Origin of the sequence: Mesorhizobium sp. M0185, from assembly GCF_040322175.1 — a bacterium.
GTDB lineage: Bacteria > Pseudomonadota > Alphaproteobacteria > Rhizobiales > Rhizobiaceae > Mesorhizobium.
The window spans coordinates 173,232-190,683 of record NZ_JAMYSY010000005.1 but is presented as its reverse complement, the minus strand read 5'-3'; the positions used below and the strand labels follow the sequence as shown (position 1 = coordinate 190,683).

Genomic DNA, 17,452 nt, shown 5'->3' with positions numbered 1-17,452 from the left:
CAATCTAGATCATTTGGCGGCGCTGAAAACCGCAACCGAGCGGCTTTGTCGTCGCTTATGCATTTTTCCTAACGAAAAAGCCGGGCTGAACCCGGCTTTTTCAAGGATTATGTCATTACGGTTTTGTTATTTTGCGGGTGCGGCCGGAGCGGCTGGCGCCGCGCCTTCTGCCGGCTTGGCAGGGGCCGCACCTTCGGCCGGCTTGGCGGGCTCATTTTCGGCCGAGGCGCCGGGCGCCGGCAGCGGCTTCGGATTGTCCGACAGCGTGCGCAGATAGGCGATGACGTTGGCGCGGTCCTCATCCTTCGGCAGGCCGGCGAAGCCCATCGCGGTGCCCTTCACGAACTTCTTCGGCGAGGTGATGAAGTGGTTGAGATTGTCGTAGGTCCACTTCTCGCTGCCGCCCTTGGAGAACTCCTTCATGCCGGCCGAATAGGCAAAGCCCTCATGCTCGGCGACCGGACGGTCGATGATATCCCAGAGATCGGGGCCGACCTTGTTGGGGCCACCCTTTTCGCCGGAGTGGCAAGCCTGGCATTTCTTGAAGATGGCGGCGCCCGCTTCGGCGTTGGCAGTGGTCAGCAGCTCGGCAATCGGCTTCACGGCCGCGGCGGGAGCGGCCGGGCCGCCTTCGGCGGGCTCGGTCGCCTCGATGGCGAAGCCGGGCTTTTCCGGCGCCGGCGAGGCAAACAGCGCGTCGGACACGATGCCAACGGAAAAGACGATGAACACGGTTCCGAGGAGACCGGCGAGCAACTTGTTGACTTCGTTGGAATCCATACGCCCCAGGCTCCCTTTTCCGGCGGACCGATCCGTCCACTCCGTCCGTCGGTATCGTGATCCACCCGGTGGAACCGGCCAAATCGCGCGGAAACTAGGTCTTTTGCTCCGGCGTTGCAACACCTATAAGGGCGCTGCCAGTGAGACCTTTTGCCACTTTTGTCCTCCTCTTTTTCGAGCCCTTTGCCCGCCTCATGTCCACGCTCATCCTGATCCCGGCCCGCATGGCCTCGACACGCCTGCCGGGCAAGCCGCTGGCCGACATTGCCGGCACTCCGATGATCGTCCACGTCGCCCGCCGTGCTGCCGAGGCCGGGCTCGGCCGGGTGGTCGTCGCCACCGATACGCAAGGCGTTGCGGAGGCGGTGCGCGCGCATGGTTTCGAGGCGGTGATGACGCGGGCGAACCACGAAACCGGTTCCGACCGCATCTTCGAAGCGCTGACCATTCTCGACCCCGGCAACAGCGTCGAGACCCTCGTCAATGTGCAGGGCGATCTGCCGACCATCGACCCCCTTGTTATCGGCGCCGCGCTGAAGCCTTTCGAGAACGCAGCGGTCGATATCGCCACGCTCTGCGTCGAGATCGTCCGCGACGAGGAAAAGACCAATCCGAATGTCGTCAAGCTGGTCGGCTCGCCACTCTCGGCGACACGGCTCAGGGCGCTCTATTTCACCCGCGCCACCGCCCCCTGGGGCGAAGGCCCGCTCTACCATCATATCGGCCTCTATGCCTATCGCCGCGCCGCACTAGAACGCTTCGTTGCGCTGAGGCCGTCGCCGCTGGAGCGCCGCGAGCGGCTGGAGCAATTGCGGGCGCTGGAGGCCGGCATGCGCATCGATGCGGAGATCGTGCAGTCGGTGCCGCTTGGCGTCGATACGCCGGACGATCTCGAACGCGCCAGGGCGCTCCTTTCCAACTAAGAAATTCCTCCCCCAATCCCGAGACACTGCGCATGCCTGAAAAGACCAACAAAATATCCTTCCAGGGCGAGCCGGGCGCCAATTCCGACACCGCCTGCCGCAACATGTTCCCGTCGATGGAGCCGTTGCCGTGCCCGACCTTCGAGGACGCCTTCAACGCGGTCGAAACCGGCAAGGCCGATCTGGCGATGATCCCGATCGAGAACACCATTGCCGGCCGCGTCGCCGACATCCATCACCTCTTGCCGGAATCGAAGCTGCACATCATCGGCGAATACTTTCTGCCGATCCACTTCCAACTGATGGTGCTGCGCGGCGTCAGGCGCGACGAGATCCGGACCGTGCACAGCCACATCCACGCGCTCGGCCAATGCCGCAAATACATACGCAAGAACGGCTGGAAGGCGACGGTGGCCGGCGACACCGCGGGCGCCGCCAAGATGGTCGCCGCGATGAAGGACCGCACCATGGCCGCGCTGGCGCCGGCGCTGGCCTCGACGCTCTACGGGCTCGACATCATCGAAGAGAATGTCGAGGACACCGACAGCAACGTCACCCGCTTCGTCGTGCTGACCAAGAACAAGCAATGGGCCGAACGTCCCTCGGCCGACGCCAGGATGATGACGACCTTCATCTTCCGCGTCCGCAACGTGCCGGCGGCGCTCTACAAGGCGATGGGCGGGTTTGCCACCAACGGCATCAACATGACCAAGCTGGAAAGCTACCAGCTCGGCGCGTTTACAGCGACGCTGTTCTACGCCGACATAGAGGGCCATCCCGACGATCCGTTGGTGAAGCTGGCACTCGACGAGTTGCGCTTTTTCTCGCGTGAAATGCGCATTCTCGGCGTCTATCCCGCCAGCGCCTCGCGCGAGCAGTGGAAGGTGGCGGATTAGGTTCCGGTCAGGTCAGGCCGAGCTTGTTCTGCTTGGCCGGCTTGCCGCATTCGCGGCGGGCAATCGACCGGTTCATGGCGTCGATCTTGCCGCTTGCCTGGTCGGCGTCGCGCTTGGCTTTCGAGCGCATATCCGGCGTGAACGGGCCAAAGCCCGTCGCCGGGTTGGAGAAGGACGGCTTGGTGTCCACCGGCAGATGATATTGCTGCGCCAGGCCGTTTCGTTGCGCCAGCAATTGATCGCAAGGCACCTTGTCATATAGCAGCGAGGACTGGACGTTTTCGTCCTGCCGTTCGGACATCGAATTGCCGACGCAGCCGGCCATCGCCAGGCAAGATGCCAAGACCGTCATGTTCCAGCGCATGAACGTGCTCCTTGTCTTTCGCAGCTGCGGCTTCTCATGCGCAGCGGCAGAAGTCTTAGCCAGATTTTACGCTGCCGGAAAGCAAGCTTGCCACTACGGCCAGCCCTTCGACCGGTTCGCGGCGATCCTGCCGGATGATCGTTGCCTGCAGCGACAGGATCGAAAAGCCGTCGGCATCCAGAACCCGCTCTACATAGCCTTGCGAATGCGCGTAGCGGCGCGACGGCTGCAGGGCGAAGCCGGCGCTGTCAGACGATTCTCCGCCCGGGAGCGTCTCGACGGAGAACGCAAACAGACCGCCGCCGGCAAGCATTCCGGCAATCTTGTTCACCACCTTGTCGAGTGCGCCGACATAGATGAACACATCGGCCGCCGTCACCAGATCGGCTTTCGGGCCAGAATAGCAAAAATCCTGCAGGTCCGTCTTGACGAGCAGATCGTAGACGCCTTTGGCGTGCGCCTGCCTCAGCATGCCGGCCGAGATGTCGTAACCCTCCAGCCGATCGGCGATCGGCCGCAGCTTCTGGCCCATGAGGCCGGTGCCGCAGCCGAGATCGAGCGCCAGCGAAAACCGGCCCGGCCGTGCTGCCTGGATGGCGCGGTCGAGGCATTCGGGCAGACGGTAGCCGAGCCTGTCGACCAGCTCACCCTCGAAGCTCCCGGCATAGTGGTCGTAAAGCGTCTCGACAAAGGCGCTGGGCGGCGCCTGGGCCGCCGCTGCCCTGCCGATCAATTGCAGCTTGAGCACCGCGCCGAGCCTGTCCGCCGGGTCGAGCCGCAGCGCCGTCGTCCAGGCCTGCGCGGCACGATCGGGCGCGCCCGCCGCTTCCTGCATCTCGCCGAGGCGGAACCATCCGGCTGGCCATTGCGGCGCCAGTTCGAGCGCGCCGAGCAGCAATTCCGCGGCTGCCGCATGATCGCCGGATGCATAGAGCATTTCGGCATAGTCGGCGCGGCGGTCGGCGGTCAAATCGCCGGACGAGGTCTGGAGCGGTTTCATCGTGGTCGAGTTCCGCCGGGTGTTTGCAGCCGGCTTGCGCTCTATGCTGGAGTCAGCAGTGACTTACAACAGGCTTCCCGCGCCGGAATTAGCGCCTATCTTGGGGCCATGCGCGCCAGCGACCTGCTTCATCCCCGGCCGGAAGGGCTGTATTGCCCGCCCGGCGATTTCTTCATCGACCCGGTGCGGCCGGTCAACCGGGCGCTGATCACGCATGGCCATTCCGACCATGCCCGCTCCGGCCACCGCTCGGTAATGGCGACGCAGCAGACGCTCGATATTATGGGGCTGCGTTACGGCGAAGGTTTTGCCGGAACGACGCAAGCCGCCGTGCTCGGCGAGACGATTGCGCTTGGCGGTGTGGCCGTCAGCTTTCACCCGGCCGGCCATGTGCTGGGCTCGGCGCAGATCAAGGTCGCGCATCAGGGCACATGCATCGTCGCGTCCGGCGACTATAAACGCCAGAAGGACGCGACCTGCGAGCCGTTCGAGCCGCTCAAATGCGACGTCTTCATCACCGAGGCGACGTTCGGTCTGCCGGTGTTTCGGCATCCGCCCGATACCGAGGAGATCGCCCGGCTGCTGAAATCGACCGAGCAGTTTCCCGAGCGCACGCATCTGGTCGGCGCCTATGCGCTGGGCAAGGCGCAGCGCGTCATGCGGCTGCTGCGCGATGCCGGCTACGAAAAGCCGATCTACATCCACGGCGCGCTGGCCAAGCTCAGCGAGTATTACCAGAGCCAGAATATCGATCTCGGCACATTGGAACCGGCGACCGTCGAGACCGGCCAAAAAAGCGACTTTGCCGGCGCCATCGTCGTCGGCCCGCCATCCGCCTTCGCCGATCGCTGGGCGCGGCGTTTTCCCGATCCGATGTCGTGCTTCGCCTCAGGCTGGATGCGCATCCGCCAGCGCGCCAAGCAGGGCGGCGTCGAACTGCCGCTGATCATTTCCGATCACTCCGACTGGGACGAGTTGACGGCAACGATCAAGGAGACCGGCGCCGAAGAAATCTGGGTAACGCATGGCCGCGAGGAGGCGCTGGTGCGCTGGTGCGAGCTCGAAGGCATTGCCGCCCGGCCGCTGCATCTCGTCGGCTATGAGGACGAGGGCGATTGATGGTGTTTTTGGATCCAGCAATCGCCGGTACGGCGCTCTACGGCGCCCCCCTCTGGCCTGCCGGCCATCTCCCCCTCAACGGGGGAGATCGGCAGCTTTGGTTTTGCCGCTCATCCTGCAACGTTGGAAATTGGCGAAAGCAGTCGCGACAGCAAATCTCCCCCCTTGAGGGGGAGATGTCCGGCAGGACAGAGGGGGGCGCGACAGAACGCAAGCCTTTCCCATTGGCGCGCCGCTCATGAACCGCTTCGCCGAGCTTCTCGACCGGCTGGTGCTGACGCCGTCGCGCAACGGCAAGCTGACGCTTTTGACCGATTATTTCCGCAGCGTCGAGGATCCGGACCGCGGGCTGGCGCTGGCTGCCATCACCGGCGATCTGTCCATCGCCGCGATCAAGCCGGCGATGCTGCGGACGCTGGTCGTCGAGCGCATGGATCCGGTGCTGTTCGGCTATTCCTACGACTATGTCGGCGACCTGGCCGAGACCGTGTCGCTGGTCTGGCCGCGAGCGCCGGTCGACATTGCGAGCCACGCGCCGACGCTGGCCGAGGTGGTGGCGAAGCTGCAGGCGGCGAGCCGTTCCGACGGGCCGCAGGTGCTGGCCCGGCTGCTCGACAGCGCCAGCACTTCGGCGCGCTTTGCCATCATAAAGCTGGTCACCGGCGGCCTGCGCATCGGCGTCTCGGCGCGGCTTGCCAAGCAGGCGCTGGCCGATTTCGGCAAGGTCGAAATCGCCGAGATCGAGGAACTCTGGCACGGGCTGACGCCGCCTTATACCGGGCTGTTCGCCTGGCTGGAAGGCAAGGCCGAAAAACCCAGGAAGACGGCGCTGGCGCTGTTCAGGCCGGTGATGCTGTCGAACGCCGTCGGCGACGGCGACCTCGAAAAGCTCGACCCGGCCGACTACGCGGCCGAATGGAAATGGGACGGTATCCGCGTCCAGGCGGTTTGCGAAGGCGGCATTCGCCGGCTCTATTCGCGCACCGGTGACGATGTCTCCGGCGCCTTTCCGGATCTTGCGGAGGCGATGGATTTTTCAGGCGCCCTCGACGGCGAGCTTCTGGTCGGTGACCCCAGGCAGGCGACGGGCACGTTCTCGGACCTGCAGCAGCGGCTGAACCGCAAGAGCGTGTCACCCAAGATCCAGCAGCAATACCCCGCCTTCATGCGCTGCTACGATGCGCTGCAGATTGGTGACGAGGATGTGCGCGGACTTCCCTTCCGCGAACGGCGCGGCCGGCTCGAGGCCTTCGTCAGGACACTCGATCCGAGCCGCTTCGATCTGTCGCCGCTGGTCGAATTCACCAACTGGCAGGCACTCGAGGAATTGCGCCGCAAGCCGCTGCATCCGGTCATCGAAGGCGTCATGCTGAAGCGCTGGGATTCGCCCTATGTGGCCGGGCGGCCGAAGGGCCCGTGGTTCAAATGGAAGCGCGATCCGCACACGGTCGACGCGGTGCTGATGTATGCCCAGCGCGGCCATGGCAAGCGCTCGAGCTTCTATTCCGACTACACATTCGGCGTCTGGTCCGGGCCGGAAGGATCGGAAGAGCTGGTGCCGGTGGGAAAAGCCTATTTCGGCTTCACCGACGAAGAACTGAGGCAGATCGACAAATATGTCCGCGACAATACGATCGAGCGCTTTGGCCCGGTGCGCTCGGTGCGTGCCGACCGCAGGAACGGGCTGGTGCTTGAGGTAGCCTTCGAAGGGCTCAACCGCTCGACGCGGCACAAATCCGGCGTTGCCATGCGCTTTCCGCGCATTTCGCGGCTGCGCTGGGACAAGCCGGTGGCAGAAGCCGACCGCATCGAGACGCTGCAGGCGCTGCTCGATAGTTAATGCATGTCGCGCAAAAAGTGTGCAGCGGTTTTGCGGTAACGACATGCATCAAAATAAGAACCTAAAGCGCGTCGCATGAGGCCGGTCCGAACGCGACGTGCTTTAGGGAACGACTGAAACGCGGATCTCGTAGATGTCGACCGACTTGCCCTGCTTGTCGAAGTCGGAATTGATGGCGATGGTGCCGGCAGCACCCGGACGCTTGTCGGGAAAGCGCACGTCGAACAGATATTCATTGCGCTCGCGACCGACCGCATAGCGCTTGCGGCCGCAGTCGCCGAGTTCGCCGAAATTGCAATCGACGGAAATCTGCGTCTCCTGCCCCTCCTCGGAGCGCGCGATGATGTCGAATGTGGCATGCTTGCCGGCTAGTTTTTCCAGCACGCCTTGTCCGACGTCGAAGCTGATGGCCGAGCCGGATGCCCCCGAGCGGATGCGCAGGAAGGAACCGCTTTCGTCCTGGATGACGTCGGCCTTGGCGTCCGACGGTGCATTGACCTGCGTCGGGTCACCCGGCGAAAAGACGTTGATCCAGTCGTGCGCCTGGTCCGCCTCGCCCTGCTTCGGCGGCGAAGCGGTGTCGTCCGGCGTGAAATCATCGCCGTCGACCGTTGGCGGCGCTTCCGGCGGCGCCGTGTCGAGCTCGGTCGCCGATTTGAAGACGCCAGTCTGGTTGGCGAAATAAAGGCCGATGCCGGCGGCTGCGAGCAGCGTCACACCGAAGAAGATCGCGGTCAACGGCAGGCGCCGCCGCCTCGCCCGCCGGTCGTCGCGGTCGGGCGTCACTTCCGCGTCGTCGGTTTCGGCGTCGGCTTCGGTCGGAACCGAGGCCCCCATGTCGATCACCGGCGCCTCGGCAACAGGCGCATCGGGCATGATGTCGGGAACGACCGGCAGGACGCGCGACCGCGGCGCATCGGATTCGGGCGGCTGCGCCGGACCGTCAACGACGACATCGGGCGACGGCGCGGCTTCAGCTTCGGCCGGGGGCTCCACCTCCGGTGCTGCCTCCAAACTGTCGGTCGGCGCGGCGACGTCGGCAACCGCCGGCAGGAATTCCGATTCGATTTCGGTGATCTTCGCCTGGACCGCCTTGCGCCGCTTGATGGCGACTTCCACGGTGACGTTTGGATTGGCCTGCAGGGCACGGTCGAGTGCCGCGAAAGCCGATCGATAGACCCGCTCGCGAAACGCCCGGTCGTCGGCATTGCCTTTCTCGAAGGCATTGCGGATCGCTTTTTCGATCGCGTCCAAGCGAATTCCCTCTGCAATTTCACTCACATTGCCATGATCGTTAGCCGCAGGCGACCAATCAATCAACAAGCGAGCGGCCGCATTCTGCCTTGCCGAGGGGCACAAAGCTCATTTCGGCGGTTTTCGGTAAAGGAATCAACATTTTTCGCTGATTTTCCCGCCACGGCCAACGTGGCGGACGGGACGGCATCACGCGGCCAACGGCAGATCCGCGCGGCGGCTGCCCTTGCGCCCGGCCGGAGGCGGTACGAATTGCCTCGTCCTGAAATCGCGACTGCCATCTTGAATTCGCGGCCGGTTGGGTCTATCACGCAGCCCAGCTTGGAAGCTCGGCTTCCCGGGCCGCTTTAGCTCAGTTGGTAGAGCACATCATTCGTAATGATGGGGTCAGGTGTTCGAGTCACCTAAGCGGCACCAACAATTTCCCAGCATTTAGAATCGCTTGCGTAGGGCCCGCCCCGCAGAAACTTATTTGGGCTTGAATGCTAAACAAGGAAATACGCCCGCTTTCCGCGCTGCGATCTTGACTCACGGCGAACATCTCATCGTCGGCGGTTCCGGCCTGACGTTCAACAGGGGGAGAAAAATGGAAAAGGAAGACGATGTCCTAAGCGACCTGAGCTATGTCGCCGAAAATTTCGATGATATGGCAAAGGAAACGATCGTCCTGGTGCTGGAGGCGGCGATCGCCGAGATCATTGGCCTGAGAATTGCCGTGCAGACTGCCGCGTCGAAGGCGACACGGACGACAGACTGAGTTGTCGCCGGGTCGAACGAGCGCCTCAGCTCGGCGAGGTGTCGCCCAGCGACGCCACCGTCTTCAGCGCGCCGTCGAGCATGTCGCCCTTCTCGTCCTTCAGCGCGGCTTCGCGCAGGCGCCGGATCCAGTCGGCGGCGTCCGGACGGCCCTTAAGCAGGTCGAGCGCCGACAGCACCCGGTCGAATTTCGACTGGGCGCGGGCGTGGGTGTCGCTGTAGCCCTTGATCAGCCGGCGGCAGTTGAGGATCTCCGTGCCAAGCGCGTAGTCCTGGCCGACATGGCCGAGCGCCAGCGCATACCAGCGCTCGAGATGGGCGGTCTCGACCTTGTGGCGCAGCAGCCGGCGGCGCCAGCGGCGCAGGCCGCCGATGAACCACAATGCGGCAAAGCCGGCAAAACTGTCGGTGCGGATATGGCGGCCGCGGTTGATGCGGCGGTCGAGGAAGGCGGCGAGCTTCGGCCGCGCCTCGATGTAGCTGCCGAGCCCAGCCGGCAGCGTGCCGCAGAATTCCTCGATGCGCGGATGGAAATATTCGGTCACCTGCAGGACCGAGCCGTCCTTGACGCCAACCTCACGGCGTACGCGTCGGTCGCGGCTAGAGCGCGTCTTCAGGTCGGCGACGCGGATCATGTCGTCGTAGCACATCGCGTTGGCCAGATGCTTGGCGGCGGCGATCGACAGCGCGTAGTCGTGTTCGGCATCGTCCAGCGCGACTGCCTTGTCGAGCCTATCGAGATACTCGCCGCCATAAGCAACGTCCTGATAGTCGGCCACTTTTTTCAGGCCGCGAAGCGCCATGTCGCGCATGGGTACAGGCAGCGTGGCGACGCGCGCCGCCAATTGTTGCCAGCCCTTCAACAGGCTTTCCGGGCCGCTGACTTCTGTCGCGGCGCCCGAGCCGGTTTCAGCGGCCGCCGGCCCTGCAGTCTTGTCGCCCGAAGGCGCACTCGCGATGCCGCGCGCCCGATCGTAGGCGACGCCGAAGGCGGCGAGGCTGGCGTTGACACCACGGCCGCCGGCACTGACCGCCTGCTCATAGCTTTCGCGACTGAACGGCAAGGCATCGGAGCCGGCCAGCGCACCGAGCAGGCTGGCCGAGATCATCGAGCCATTGTCGGCGGCGATCTTCTCCATATCGAAGGCGATGAAGCGCTTGGCCGCGGCTTCCGCCGTGGCATGCACCTTCGAGGACGAGGCGCGGCCATCGCCGGGCTCGATCTTCTCCGAGACCGCGGCGATGCGGTGCGACGAGGCGATCAGCGTGGTGCGCTCGGGCGTGACGAAGCCGCGGATGATGGCGCGGCCGGCCTCCATCAACTCGGCGGCAATCAGGATGTCGACGTCGCCCTGCGACGGCGACAGCGCGAAGACCGGCAGGCGGCCGGTGTCGCGGCACATTTCGACATAATAGATGGTGGCGCCGGTGCGCTGGGCGACGCCGGCGACCGAGGTCGATTGCGCGACGTAGCCGTTTCGCTCGGCGACGTCGGTGATCCAGTCGGCCAGCACGCCACCGCCCTGGCCACCGACCGCCAGCACGGCAAGCTTGATGACGCGCTCGTCGTCCGGCGCGCCGGCCTTTGAACGGGTTGATGGAACGGCGTCAAGCATCGGCGAATATCAGGCGCCGGCTTTCACGGCGCCGCTGCAAGAGACCGATCGTGGCGCGACGCGCGGCTTCAAGGAAACGGTCCCAGCGGCTCGGATTGTGCACGACATCGGCGCGGTAGAAGGACGGGCAGAGCACCGCCGCATCGGCGACCTCGCCGCAATTGCCGCAACCGACGCAGCTTTGGTCGATATGCGCCACCGGATCGTCGCGCAACGGATCGTCGAGCGACTTCACCGAAAGCGACGGACAGCCGGACAGCCGCATGCAGGCATGGTCGCCGGTGCAGATATCTTCGTCGACACCGAATTTCGGCTTGAGTATGCGCGTCCCGCCCTTGATCGCCTTGTCGACCAGCGGCTTTTCGCGGCGCTGCCGGTTGAGCATGCATTCGGACGAGGCGACAATGACTTTCGGGCCCTTCTCGTCCGTCGTCAGCGCCTCGCGCAGCGTGTCTTGCATCTTGGTTACGTCGTAGGTGCGGTCGATGTGGCGCAGCCATTTGACGCCCATGCCCTTCACCGCCTCGGTGATCGGGTGCTTGGTCGACTTGGTCTTGTTGCCGGCGCGGGACGACAGGATGTCCTGCCCTCCGGTCGCGGCCGAATAGAAATTGTCGACGATGACGATGACGCCGTCATTCTTGTTGAACACGGCATTGCCGACCGAGGAGGTCAGGCCGTTGTGCCAGAAGCCGCCGTCGCCGACGAAGGAGATCGAGCGGCGCTTGGCATCGGGCGAATTGAACGCCGAGGCCGAGGCCGGTCCCAGCCCGTAGCCCATGGTGGTGGCGCCGAGCTCGAAAGGCGGCATGATCGAGAACAAATGACAGCCGATGTCGGAGGCGATGTGGTGCTTGCCCAACTCCTGTTCGACCAGCTTGGTGGCGGCGAAGATCGGCCGCTCCGGGCAGCCGACGCAGAAGCCGGGCGGCCGGCCCGGAACGACGTTGATCAGGTCGGCGGTGTCGAGCCCGTCGCCGATCTTGTTCGGCGCGCGGACCTCGCTTGGCAGCAGATGCGGGATGGTGGAACGCAGGAACGATCCGATGCCGTCGAGCATCACCTGGCCGGTATATTCGCCGGCCATAGGCAGATGTTCCTTGCCGACGAGCTTGGTGCCGCGGCCGGCCTTGTGCAGCATCGCGGCAAAGGCCTGTTCGATGTAGTTGGGCTGGCCTTCCTCGACGACGAGAACGGCGTCCTTGCCTTCGCAGAAAGACAGGAACTCGTCGTCGACTAAGGGATAGACGGCGTTGAGCACATAGAGCGGCACGTCGGTATCGCCATAGGTGTCGGCGAGGCCGAGCCGCTGCAGCGCCCGGATGACGGAATTGTACATGCCGCCCTGCATGACGATGCCGACTGCGCCGTGCTCCGGGCCGAAGAATTCGTTGATCTTGTTGGTGCGGATGAAATCCACCGCCGCCGGCCAGCGTTTCTGCACCTTTTCCTTCTCGTGCAGGAAGGACGCGGGCGGCAGCACGATGCGGCCGGTGTCGCGGCGCGGCGCCTCGAGCGCATCGGCCACAGTCATTGCCGGGCGCTTGTTGTCCTTGGCGATGAAATGGCCGTGGACATGGCAGCAGCGAATACGGACCTGCAGCATGACCGGCGTGTTGGAAACCTCGGACAGCTCGAAGCCGTCCTCCACCGCCTTGACGATCGACGGCAGGTTCGGTCGCGGGTCGAGCAGCCAGACCTGGCTCTTCATGGCAAAGGCGTGGCTGCGCTCCTGCATGATCGAGGAGCCTTCGCCGTAATCCTCGCCGACGATGATCAATGCACCGCCGGTGACGCCGCCGGAAGCGAGATTGGCGAGCGCGTCGGAGGCGACATTGGTGCCGACCGTCGACTTGAAGGTGGCCGCGCCACGGATCGGATAGTGCACCGATGCCGCCAGCATGGCGGTGGCGGTCGCTTCCGAGGCGCTCGCCTCGAAATGCACGCCGAGCTCGCCCAGGATATCCTGCGCGTCGGCCAGCACGTCCATCAAATGGCTGATCGGCGCGCCCTGATAGCCGCCGACATAGCCGACGCCGCATTGCAGCAGCGCCTTGGTGATGGCGAGAATGCCTTCGCCGGAAAACTCCTCGCCGGTGCCGAGCCTGAGCTTTTCGACTTCCTTGGCAAAAGACCGTTCGGCCATTTTGGGCTCCTTCCGTTACCGCCCCGATGGCGGCGCGTAAGATCAGATGTCGTGCTTGCGAATGTTCTTCAGCATCTTCTGCAATGTCGCGATCAGCGCCGCGTATTCGGCATCGTCGACATCGTCGAACATTGCCTCGAAAGCGTCGTGCATGGCCGGCCAGGCGCGCGCGAACTCGGCGCGGCCATCGTCGGTCAGGAACACATGGCGGATACGGCTGTCGGTGACCCCCTGCTCGCGCCGCACAAACCCTTGCCCCTCCAGCGTGTCGAGCGTCCGGCTCAAGGTCGACTGCTCGATGACGGTATAGACCGAGAGATCGTTGACGGTGACGCCATCGGTGACCGACAACACGGCCAGCGTACGCACCTGCGGAATGGTCAGGCCCTGCCTGCGGAAATTGTCACGCAAAGTGGCGTTGTAGCGGCCCATGATGCGGTTCATCAGATAGGGCGCGAACTGCTGCAAGCCGATCTGGCCCAGGGTCGAGATGCGCTGGCGCTTTTCAACCTTCTGTTCCATCACAGCCTCCCCGCCAGCAGGAAACCGGAGCCGCCGCCAAGCCCGGCGCCGGGGTGGGTCGAGGCGCCGATATGGTAGAGGCCCTTGATCCCGGTGGCGTGATTGCGGCTCGTCTTGAACGGCCGCCACAGGAACGACTGATCGATGGCCGAGGAACCGCCATAGGGGTCGCCGCCAACCAGATTGATGTTCATCGCTTCCAGGTCGGCCGGCGAACAGGCGCGGCGTGCGATGATGCTGTCCTTGAATCCTTCGATATGGCTGGCGAGGATCGCTTCGGCACGGTCGGCATAGGCCTCGCGCAGCGCCTCGGTCCAGTGGCCGTCCACCGGTGTCTGCAGTTTGCCGGCGGCATCGCCCTTGATATGCCGTGGCGCCTCGGGCAATTGCAGCCACAGGACCGCCTTGCCGTCCGGGCAGCGCGATGGGTCGAGTGCGTGCGGCTGGCCGACGCACATGGTCGGCACCTCCGGCAGCATGCCGCGCACGGCTTCGTTGCAGGCCTTCGAGACGCCGTCGAGCCCCGGCGTCAGATGCAGCAGCGCGACCTTGTCCAGGCCCTCGCCGCGCCATGCCGGCGGCTTGTCCAAGGCATAGTGGATCTGGAAATTGCCCTTGCCGTAGCGGTATTTTTGCGCTGCCTCGACGTCGGCTTTCGGCGCCGCGTCGCCGAGCAGCCGCTCGTAGAGCTGGGTTGGCGTGACCGAGCAGATGACGCTCTTGTTCACGTTGATCGTTTCGCCCGAAGCCAGCCGCACGCCGGCGGCGCGGCCTCCGCTTTGGACAATAGCCGCGACGTCGGCGCCGGTGCGGATTTCGCCGCCACGTTCCCTGATCAGGGCTTCGAAGGCGGCCAGCAGATTCCTGGCACCGCCCTTGACGATCGGCGCGCCGGCCGCCTCAAGCGCGAAGGCGATGACCTTGGCGATCTGGCCGGAGAACGCGTCCTCAGGCCCGAGGCCGGCATGCAGCACCCAGGGCGCCCACAGCGCGCGCATGGTTTCCGACTGGTAGGTGCTTTCCAGCCAACCGCGCGCCGGCACCAGCGCGCTGCCGAGAAAGGCGGCAAGGCCACGCGGGCCGCGCCGCCAGGCTTCACCCGCCAGCAGCCTGGCCGTCGGGTAGGACCACAGGCTGCCACCGAGCAGTCCGAACAGCAGACCGGCGTTGCGCTCGATCTCGCCGACATCGTTTGCGTGCCGGTCGCCGTCGGCCGCGGCAAGCGCATTGATCGCCGCCACATTGGCGATACGATCGGTGCGCAGGACGGCATGGCTGCCGTCCGGGCGCAGCACACCGGTCGGCGTGGAGGTGTTGCAAAACTCCAGGCCGTGCCGCGCCAGATCCTTGCCCAGCGCCGCATAGGCCGGCGAGGTGATGAACAGGACAAAGGTCGTCGCCATCACGTCGTGGATGAAGCCGGGCGCGGTGATTTCTTCGGTGCGCATGCAGCCGCCGATGCGGTCGTTGCGCTCGAGCACCAGCACCTTCGCCCCCTTGCCGCCAAGCATCGCCGCGCAGACCAGCGCGTTGATGCCGCTGCCGACGACGATGTGATCGGGAGCGCTCATCGATGCGTGCTCCTAGCCGGCAGGAGTTCAATTGCAGAGATTGGCGCTCTACGGCGCCGTAGAGCCGCAGCTTTGCAAGGCTGCCGCTCCCACTCCGTCACCACAGTGCCACTTCCGCACATGATCTTCTCCCGAAGACCGCAGCTACCCTATTGCCTTGGCACCAACGCCAACGCGCGGATCGGGCTGCCGGTGCCGTGCTCGATCTTGAGCGGCGCCGCGATCAGGATCGCGCCTTTCGGCGGCAGCCGGTCGAGGTTGCAGAGGCTGGCGAGGCCGTAGCGGTTGGCCTTGTGCATCAGGCTATGCGCCGGGAACGGCGGCTCCATTCCCCCTGCTTTTCCAGCATCCGTGCCGATCGTCTCGCTGCCCCAGCCCTTGATGTCCTTGCTAATCAGATACTGGATGGCTTCGGCGGTCGGGCCAGGCGTGTGCGGTCCGGTCTCATTGGCGTTGAGGAACTCGGCTTCCGAGCCGTTGCGCTTATACCAGTCGGTGCGCATCACCACCCACTCGCCGGGGTTGATAGCGCCATGTTCGGCTTCCCATGCCTTGATGTGATCGACGGTGAGCAGGAAATCGTGATCGGCTGCCGCTTGCTTCGAACAGTCGATGACGTTGACCGGGCCGACGAAGTTCTGCGCCGGAATGGTGTCGGTGGCGCCGTCCGGATAATCCTTGCCGGTGATCCAGTGGTTGGGTGCGTCGAAATGCGTGCCCGAATGCTCGCCGAGCTTGAGCCAGTTCCACGCCCACCACGGGCCATTCTTGTCATAGGCGGAGATGGCGTGGATCTCGATCTTCGGCGTGTCGACCGCCAGTTCCGGCGGCAGCTTGATCAGTGGCGTGTTGGGCCCGAGCGGCGCCGTCAGGTCGACCACCTGGATGGCGCCTGAAAGCAGCTGGCCGGCGACTTCGCCTAGAAGTTGTTGTGTGTCCATGGTCTCTGTTCCCTCTTTCTCGATGGTGCTGAAGGCTCTCGCGGCCCTTAATATCCTACTAGACGAAAACATATGCATCTGCAATTATCTTTAAGCATAAAGGAAATGGGACGGGGCGTGAGCGAGTTCGACGCCATATTTGTCGGGGCAGGCCACAACAGTCTGGCATGCGCCGCGCATCTGGCGCTCAAGGGCTGGAAAACAGCGGTTTTCGAACGCAATGCAGCAATCGGCGGCGCCGTCCAGACGCGTGAATTGACGCTTCCGGGCTTCCGGCACGATTTCGGCGCGATGAATCTCAGCCTGTTCGCCGGCTCGGCCTTTCACAAGAAATATGCAAATGAATTGAAAACCCACGGGCTTGAATTCGTGCCGGTGGCCGACTGTTTTGCCAGCGCCTTCCCCGACGGTCGCTGGTTCGGCGTCAGCAGCGACCTGGAGAAGACCGCCTCGCGCATGGCCGCTTTTTCCGACGCCGACGCACAGACATGGCGCCGTTTGGTTGCGGCATTCCCGGCGGAGGCCGAGCATCTGTTCCGGCTGCTGGGCTCGCCGATGAGCGGCCGTGGGCTCGCCGGCACCGCCTGGAACCTGTGGCGCAAGAAGGGTATTGGCGGCGCGCTCGATACCGGTCGATTGCTGCTTTCCTCACCCCGCGCCTGGCTCGAGGAGACTTTCCAGTCACCGCATATCAGGGCAACGCTCGCCCCCTGGGGCATGCATCTCGACTTCGCCCCCGATATCGCCGGCGGCGCGGTGTTTCCTTACCTCGAATCCATGGCCAACCAGTGCTTCGGCATGGTGCTCGGCAGAGGCGGCGCCGACACCATCATCCGCGCTTTGTCGGGCATGCTCACGGCGGCCGGCGGCAAGATCGTCACTGGGGCTGACGTCGCCGAGATCACGATTTCGGCCGGCAAAGCAACCGGCGTGCGGCTCGCTTCCGGCGAGACCCACACAGCCACCAAGGCCGTCATCGCCGGTGTCGCGCCCAAGGCGCTGACCGGGAAACTGTTGCCTAACGGATCGGGCGACACCGGCTTCGACACGGCCGTGAAAAAATTCCGCCACGCGCCGGGGACGTTGATGATCCATCTGGCGCTCGACGACCTGCCGGACTGGCGCGCCGGCGCCGAGCTTCGGCAGTTCGCCTATGTGCATCTGTCGCCGTCGCTCGATGCCATGTCGCGGACCTATCAGCAGGCGATGTCAGGGGTGCTGCCGGACGAACCGGTGCTGGTCGTCGGCCAGCCGACGGCCGTCGATCCCTCGCGCGCGCCGGACGGCAAGCACGTACTTTGGGTGCAGGTGCGCATGCTGCCAGCCGAGATTGCAGGCGATGCGGCGGGCACGATAGCGGCGGCTCACTGGGACGAGGCTAGGGAGCACTACGCCGAGCGCGTCCTCGACATTATCGAGCGCCATGCGCCCGGCCTTCGTCGGAAGATCCTCGGCCGCGCCGTGTTCTCGCCCATCGACCTCGAACGCGAGAACCCGAACCTTGTCGGCGGCGACCAGATCTGCGGCAGCCATCATCTGGCGCAGAATTTCCTGTTCCGGCCGGCGCGCGGTTACGCTGGCTGGAACACGCCGGTCGGCAATCTGCACCTGACCGGGGCGGCAACATGGCCCGGCGCCGGCACCGGGGCGGCGTCGGGCTTCATGCTCGCGCAACAACTTGGCGGGAGGTAGGCTCCATTTTTCATCTAGGGTGAAGGAGGACA

The 17,452-nt window shown here is 64.7% G+C and carries 15 protein-coding genes and 1 tRNA gene; 7 read left to right on the top strand and 9 right to left on the bottom strand.

Features of this window, described 5'->3' with window-relative positions:
* Nucleotides 1–126: 126 nt before the first annotated feature.
* Entirely contained in the window at nucleotides 127–780 is a 654-nt protein-coding gene (locus NKJ20_RS06615; protein ID WP_352680515.1) for a c-type cytochrome, read from the bottom strand.
* Nucleotides 781–974: 194 nt separating this feature from the next.
* Here NKJ20_RS06615 and NKJ20_RS06610 point away from each other — a divergent pair, with 194 nt between their 5' ends.
* Together NKJ20_RS06610 and NKJ20_RS06605 are read left to right on the top strand one after the other, a co-directional pair.
* The gene (locus NKJ20_RS06610; protein WP_352743159.1) at nucleotides 975–1,703 is read left to right on the top strand and encodes a 3-deoxy-manno-octulosonate cytidylyltransferase; all 729 of its coding nucleotides are present in this window, start codon (nucleotides 975–977) and stop codon (nucleotides 1,701–1,703) included.
* A gap of 32 nt (nucleotides 1,704–1,735) precedes the next feature.
* Complete coding sequence (locus NKJ20_RS06605) at nucleotides 1,736–2,599, top strand: prephenate dehydratase (protein ID WP_023676855.1); 864 nt, start codon at nucleotides 1,736–1,738, stop codon at nucleotides 2,597–2,599.
* A gap of 7 nt (nucleotides 2,600–2,606) precedes the next feature.
* On the opposite strand, the gene NKJ20_RS06600 is transcribed toward NKJ20_RS06605, so the two are convergent.
* Both NKJ20_RS06600 and NKJ20_RS06595 read right to left on the bottom strand, forming a co-directional pair.
* The gene (locus NKJ20_RS06600; RefSeq protein WP_352743157.1) at nucleotides 2,607–2,963 is read right to left on the bottom strand and encodes a hypothetical protein; all 357 of its coding nucleotides are present in this window, start codon (nucleotides 2,961–2,963) and stop codon (nucleotides 2,607–2,609) included.
* Between the two features lie 55 nt (nucleotides 2,964–3,018).
* Nucleotides 3,019–3,963 (bottom strand): class I SAM-dependent methyltransferase, encoded by a 945-nt coding sequence (locus tag NKJ20_RS06595; RefSeq protein ID WP_352743155.1) that lies wholly within the window; start codon nucleotides 3,961–3,963, stop codon nucleotides 3,019–3,021.
* Between the two features lie 108 nt (nucleotides 3,964–4,071).
* On the opposite strand from NKJ20_RS06595, the gene NKJ20_RS06590 reads away from it, so the two are divergent.
* Entirely contained in the window at nucleotides 4,072–5,082 is a 1,011-nt protein-coding gene (locus NKJ20_RS06590; RefSeq protein ID WP_352680520.1) for a ligase-associated DNA damage response exonuclease, read from the top strand.
* A gap of 238 nt (nucleotides 5,083–5,320) precedes the next feature.
* Entirely contained in the window at nucleotides 5,321–6,922 is a 1,602-nt protein-coding gene (locus tag NKJ20_RS06585) for a cisplatin damage response ATP-dependent DNA ligase (protein ID WP_352743154.1), read from the top strand.
* Nucleotides 6,923–7,024: 102 nt separating this feature from the next.
* Here NKJ20_RS06585 and NKJ20_RS06580 read toward each other — a convergent pair whose 3' ends face one another.
* Nucleotides 7,025–8,176, bottom strand: a complete 1,152-nt coding sequence (locus NKJ20_RS06580) for a hypothetical protein (RefSeq protein WP_352743152.1) — start codon at nucleotides 8,174–8,176, stop codon at nucleotides 7,025–7,027.
* 341 nt (nucleotides 8,177–8,517) lie between these two features.
* Between NKJ20_RS06580 and NKJ20_RS06575 the strand changes: the two genes are divergently transcribed.
* Both NKJ20_RS06575 and NKJ20_RS06570 read left to right on the top strand, forming a co-directional pair.
* Nucleotides 8,518–8,593, top strand: a tRNA-Thr gene (locus NKJ20_RS06575).
* Between the two features lie 169 nt (nucleotides 8,594–8,762).
* Nucleotides 8,763–8,933 (top strand): hypothetical protein, encoded by a 171-nt coding sequence (locus NKJ20_RS06570; RefSeq protein WP_352743150.1) that lies wholly within the window; start codon nucleotides 8,763–8,765, stop codon nucleotides 8,931–8,933.
* Nucleotides 8,934–8,958: 25 nt separating this feature from the next.
* Here NKJ20_RS06570 and NKJ20_RS06565 read toward each other — a convergent pair whose 3' ends face one another.
* The 5 genes from NKJ20_RS06565 to NKJ20_RS06545 all read right to left on the bottom strand — a co-directional run bounded on the left by NKJ20_RS06565 (nucleotide 8,959) and on the right by NKJ20_RS06545 (nucleotide 15,728).
* On the bottom strand, nucleotides 8,959–10,548 hold the full coding sequence (locus tag NKJ20_RS06565) for an indolepyruvate oxidoreductase subunit beta family protein (RefSeq protein ID WP_352743148.1): 1,590 nt from the start codon (nucleotides 10,546–10,548) through the stop codon (nucleotides 8,959–8,961).
* Nucleotides 10,541–12,694 (bottom strand): thiamine pyrophosphate-dependent enzyme, encoded by a 2,154-nt coding sequence (locus tag NKJ20_RS06560; RefSeq protein ID WP_352743146.1) that lies wholly within the window; start codon nucleotides 12,692–12,694, stop codon nucleotides 10,541–10,543. Before NKJ20_RS06560 ends, NKJ20_RS06565 begins: the two co-directional genes overlap by 8 nt.
* Before the next feature lie 42 nt (nucleotides 12,695–12,736).
* A complete protein-coding gene (locus NKJ20_RS06555) occupies nucleotides 12,737–13,216 on the bottom strand; it encodes a MarR family winged helix-turn-helix transcriptional regulator (protein WP_023676846.1) in 480 nt (159 codons plus the stop codon).
* On the bottom strand, nucleotides 13,216–14,787 hold the full coding sequence (locus NKJ20_RS06550) for a phytoene desaturase family protein (RefSeq protein ID WP_352743144.1): 1,572 nt from the start codon (nucleotides 14,785–14,787) through the stop codon (nucleotides 13,216–13,218). The genes NKJ20_RS06555 and NKJ20_RS06550 overlap by 1 nt, the downstream gene beginning before the upstream one ends.
* Before the next feature lie 149 nt (nucleotides 14,788–14,936).
* A complete protein-coding gene (locus NKJ20_RS06545) occupies nucleotides 14,937–15,728 on the bottom strand; it encodes a cyclase family protein (RefSeq protein ID WP_023676844.1) in 792 nt (263 codons plus the stop codon).
* 117 nt (nucleotides 15,729–15,845) lie between these two features.
* Here NKJ20_RS06545 and NKJ20_RS06540 point away from each other — a divergent pair, with 117 nt between their 5' ends.
* Nucleotides 15,846–17,420 (top strand): phytoene desaturase family protein, encoded by a 1,575-nt coding sequence (locus NKJ20_RS06540; protein ID WP_352743142.1) that lies wholly within the window; start codon nucleotides 15,846–15,848, stop codon nucleotides 17,418–17,420.
* The last annotated feature ends 32 nt before the right edge of the window (nucleotides 17,421–17,452 follow it).

What these genes read in the sequence shown, in the direction of transcription:
- NKJ20_RS06615 (WP_352680515.1), bottom strand. Translation starts at nt 780, where the DNA reads ATGGATTCCAACGAAGTCAACAAGTTGCTCGCCGGTCTCCTCGGAACC.
- NKJ20_RS06610 (WP_352743159.1), top strand. Translation starts at nt 975, where the DNA reads ATGTCCACGCTCATCCTGATCCCGGCCCGCATGGCCTCGACACGCCTG.
- NKJ20_RS06605 (WP_023676855.1), top strand. Translation starts at nt 1,736, where the DNA reads ATGCCTGAAAAGACCAACAAAATATCCTTCCAGGGCGAGCCGGGCGCC.
- NKJ20_RS06600 (WP_352743157.1), bottom strand. Translation starts at nt 2,963, where the DNA reads ATGCGCTGGAACATGACGGTCTTGGCATCTTGCCTGGCGATGGCCGGC.
- NKJ20_RS06595 (WP_352743155.1), bottom strand. Translation starts at nt 3,963, where the DNA reads ATGAAACCGCTCCAGACCTCGTCCGGCGATTTGACCGCCGACCGCCGC.
- NKJ20_RS06590 (WP_352680520.1), top strand. Translation starts at nt 4,072, where the DNA reads ATGCGCGCCAGCGACCTGCTTCATCCCCGGCCGGAAGGGCTGTATTGC.
- NKJ20_RS06585 (WP_352743154.1), top strand. Translation starts at nt 5,321, where the DNA reads ATGAACCGCTTCGCCGAGCTTCTCGACCGGCTGGTGCTGACGCCGTCG.
- NKJ20_RS06570 (WP_352743150.1), top strand. Translation starts at nt 8,763, where the DNA reads ATGGAAAAGGAAGACGATGTCCTAAGCGACCTGAGCTATGTCGCCGAA.
- NKJ20_RS06565 (WP_352743148.1), bottom strand. Translation starts at nt 10,548, where the DNA reads ATGCTTGACGCCGTTCCATCAACCCGTTCAAAGGCCGGCGCGCCGGAC.
- NKJ20_RS06560 (WP_352743146.1), bottom strand. Translation starts at nt 12,694, where the DNA reads ATGGCCGAACGGTCTTTTGCCAAGGAAGTCGAAAAGCTCAGGCTCGGC.
- NKJ20_RS06555 (WP_023676846.1), bottom strand. Translation starts at nt 13,216, where the DNA reads ATGGAACAGAAGGTTGAAAAGCGCCAGCGCATCTCGACCCTGGGCCAG.
- NKJ20_RS06550 (WP_352743144.1), bottom strand. Translation starts at nt 14,787, where the DNA reads ATGAGCGCTCCCGATCACATCGTCGTCGGCAGCGGCATCAACGCGCTG.
- NKJ20_RS06545 (WP_023676844.1), bottom strand. Translation starts at nt 15,728, where the DNA reads ATGGACACACAACAACTTCTAGGCGAAGTCGCCGGCCAGCTGCTTTCA.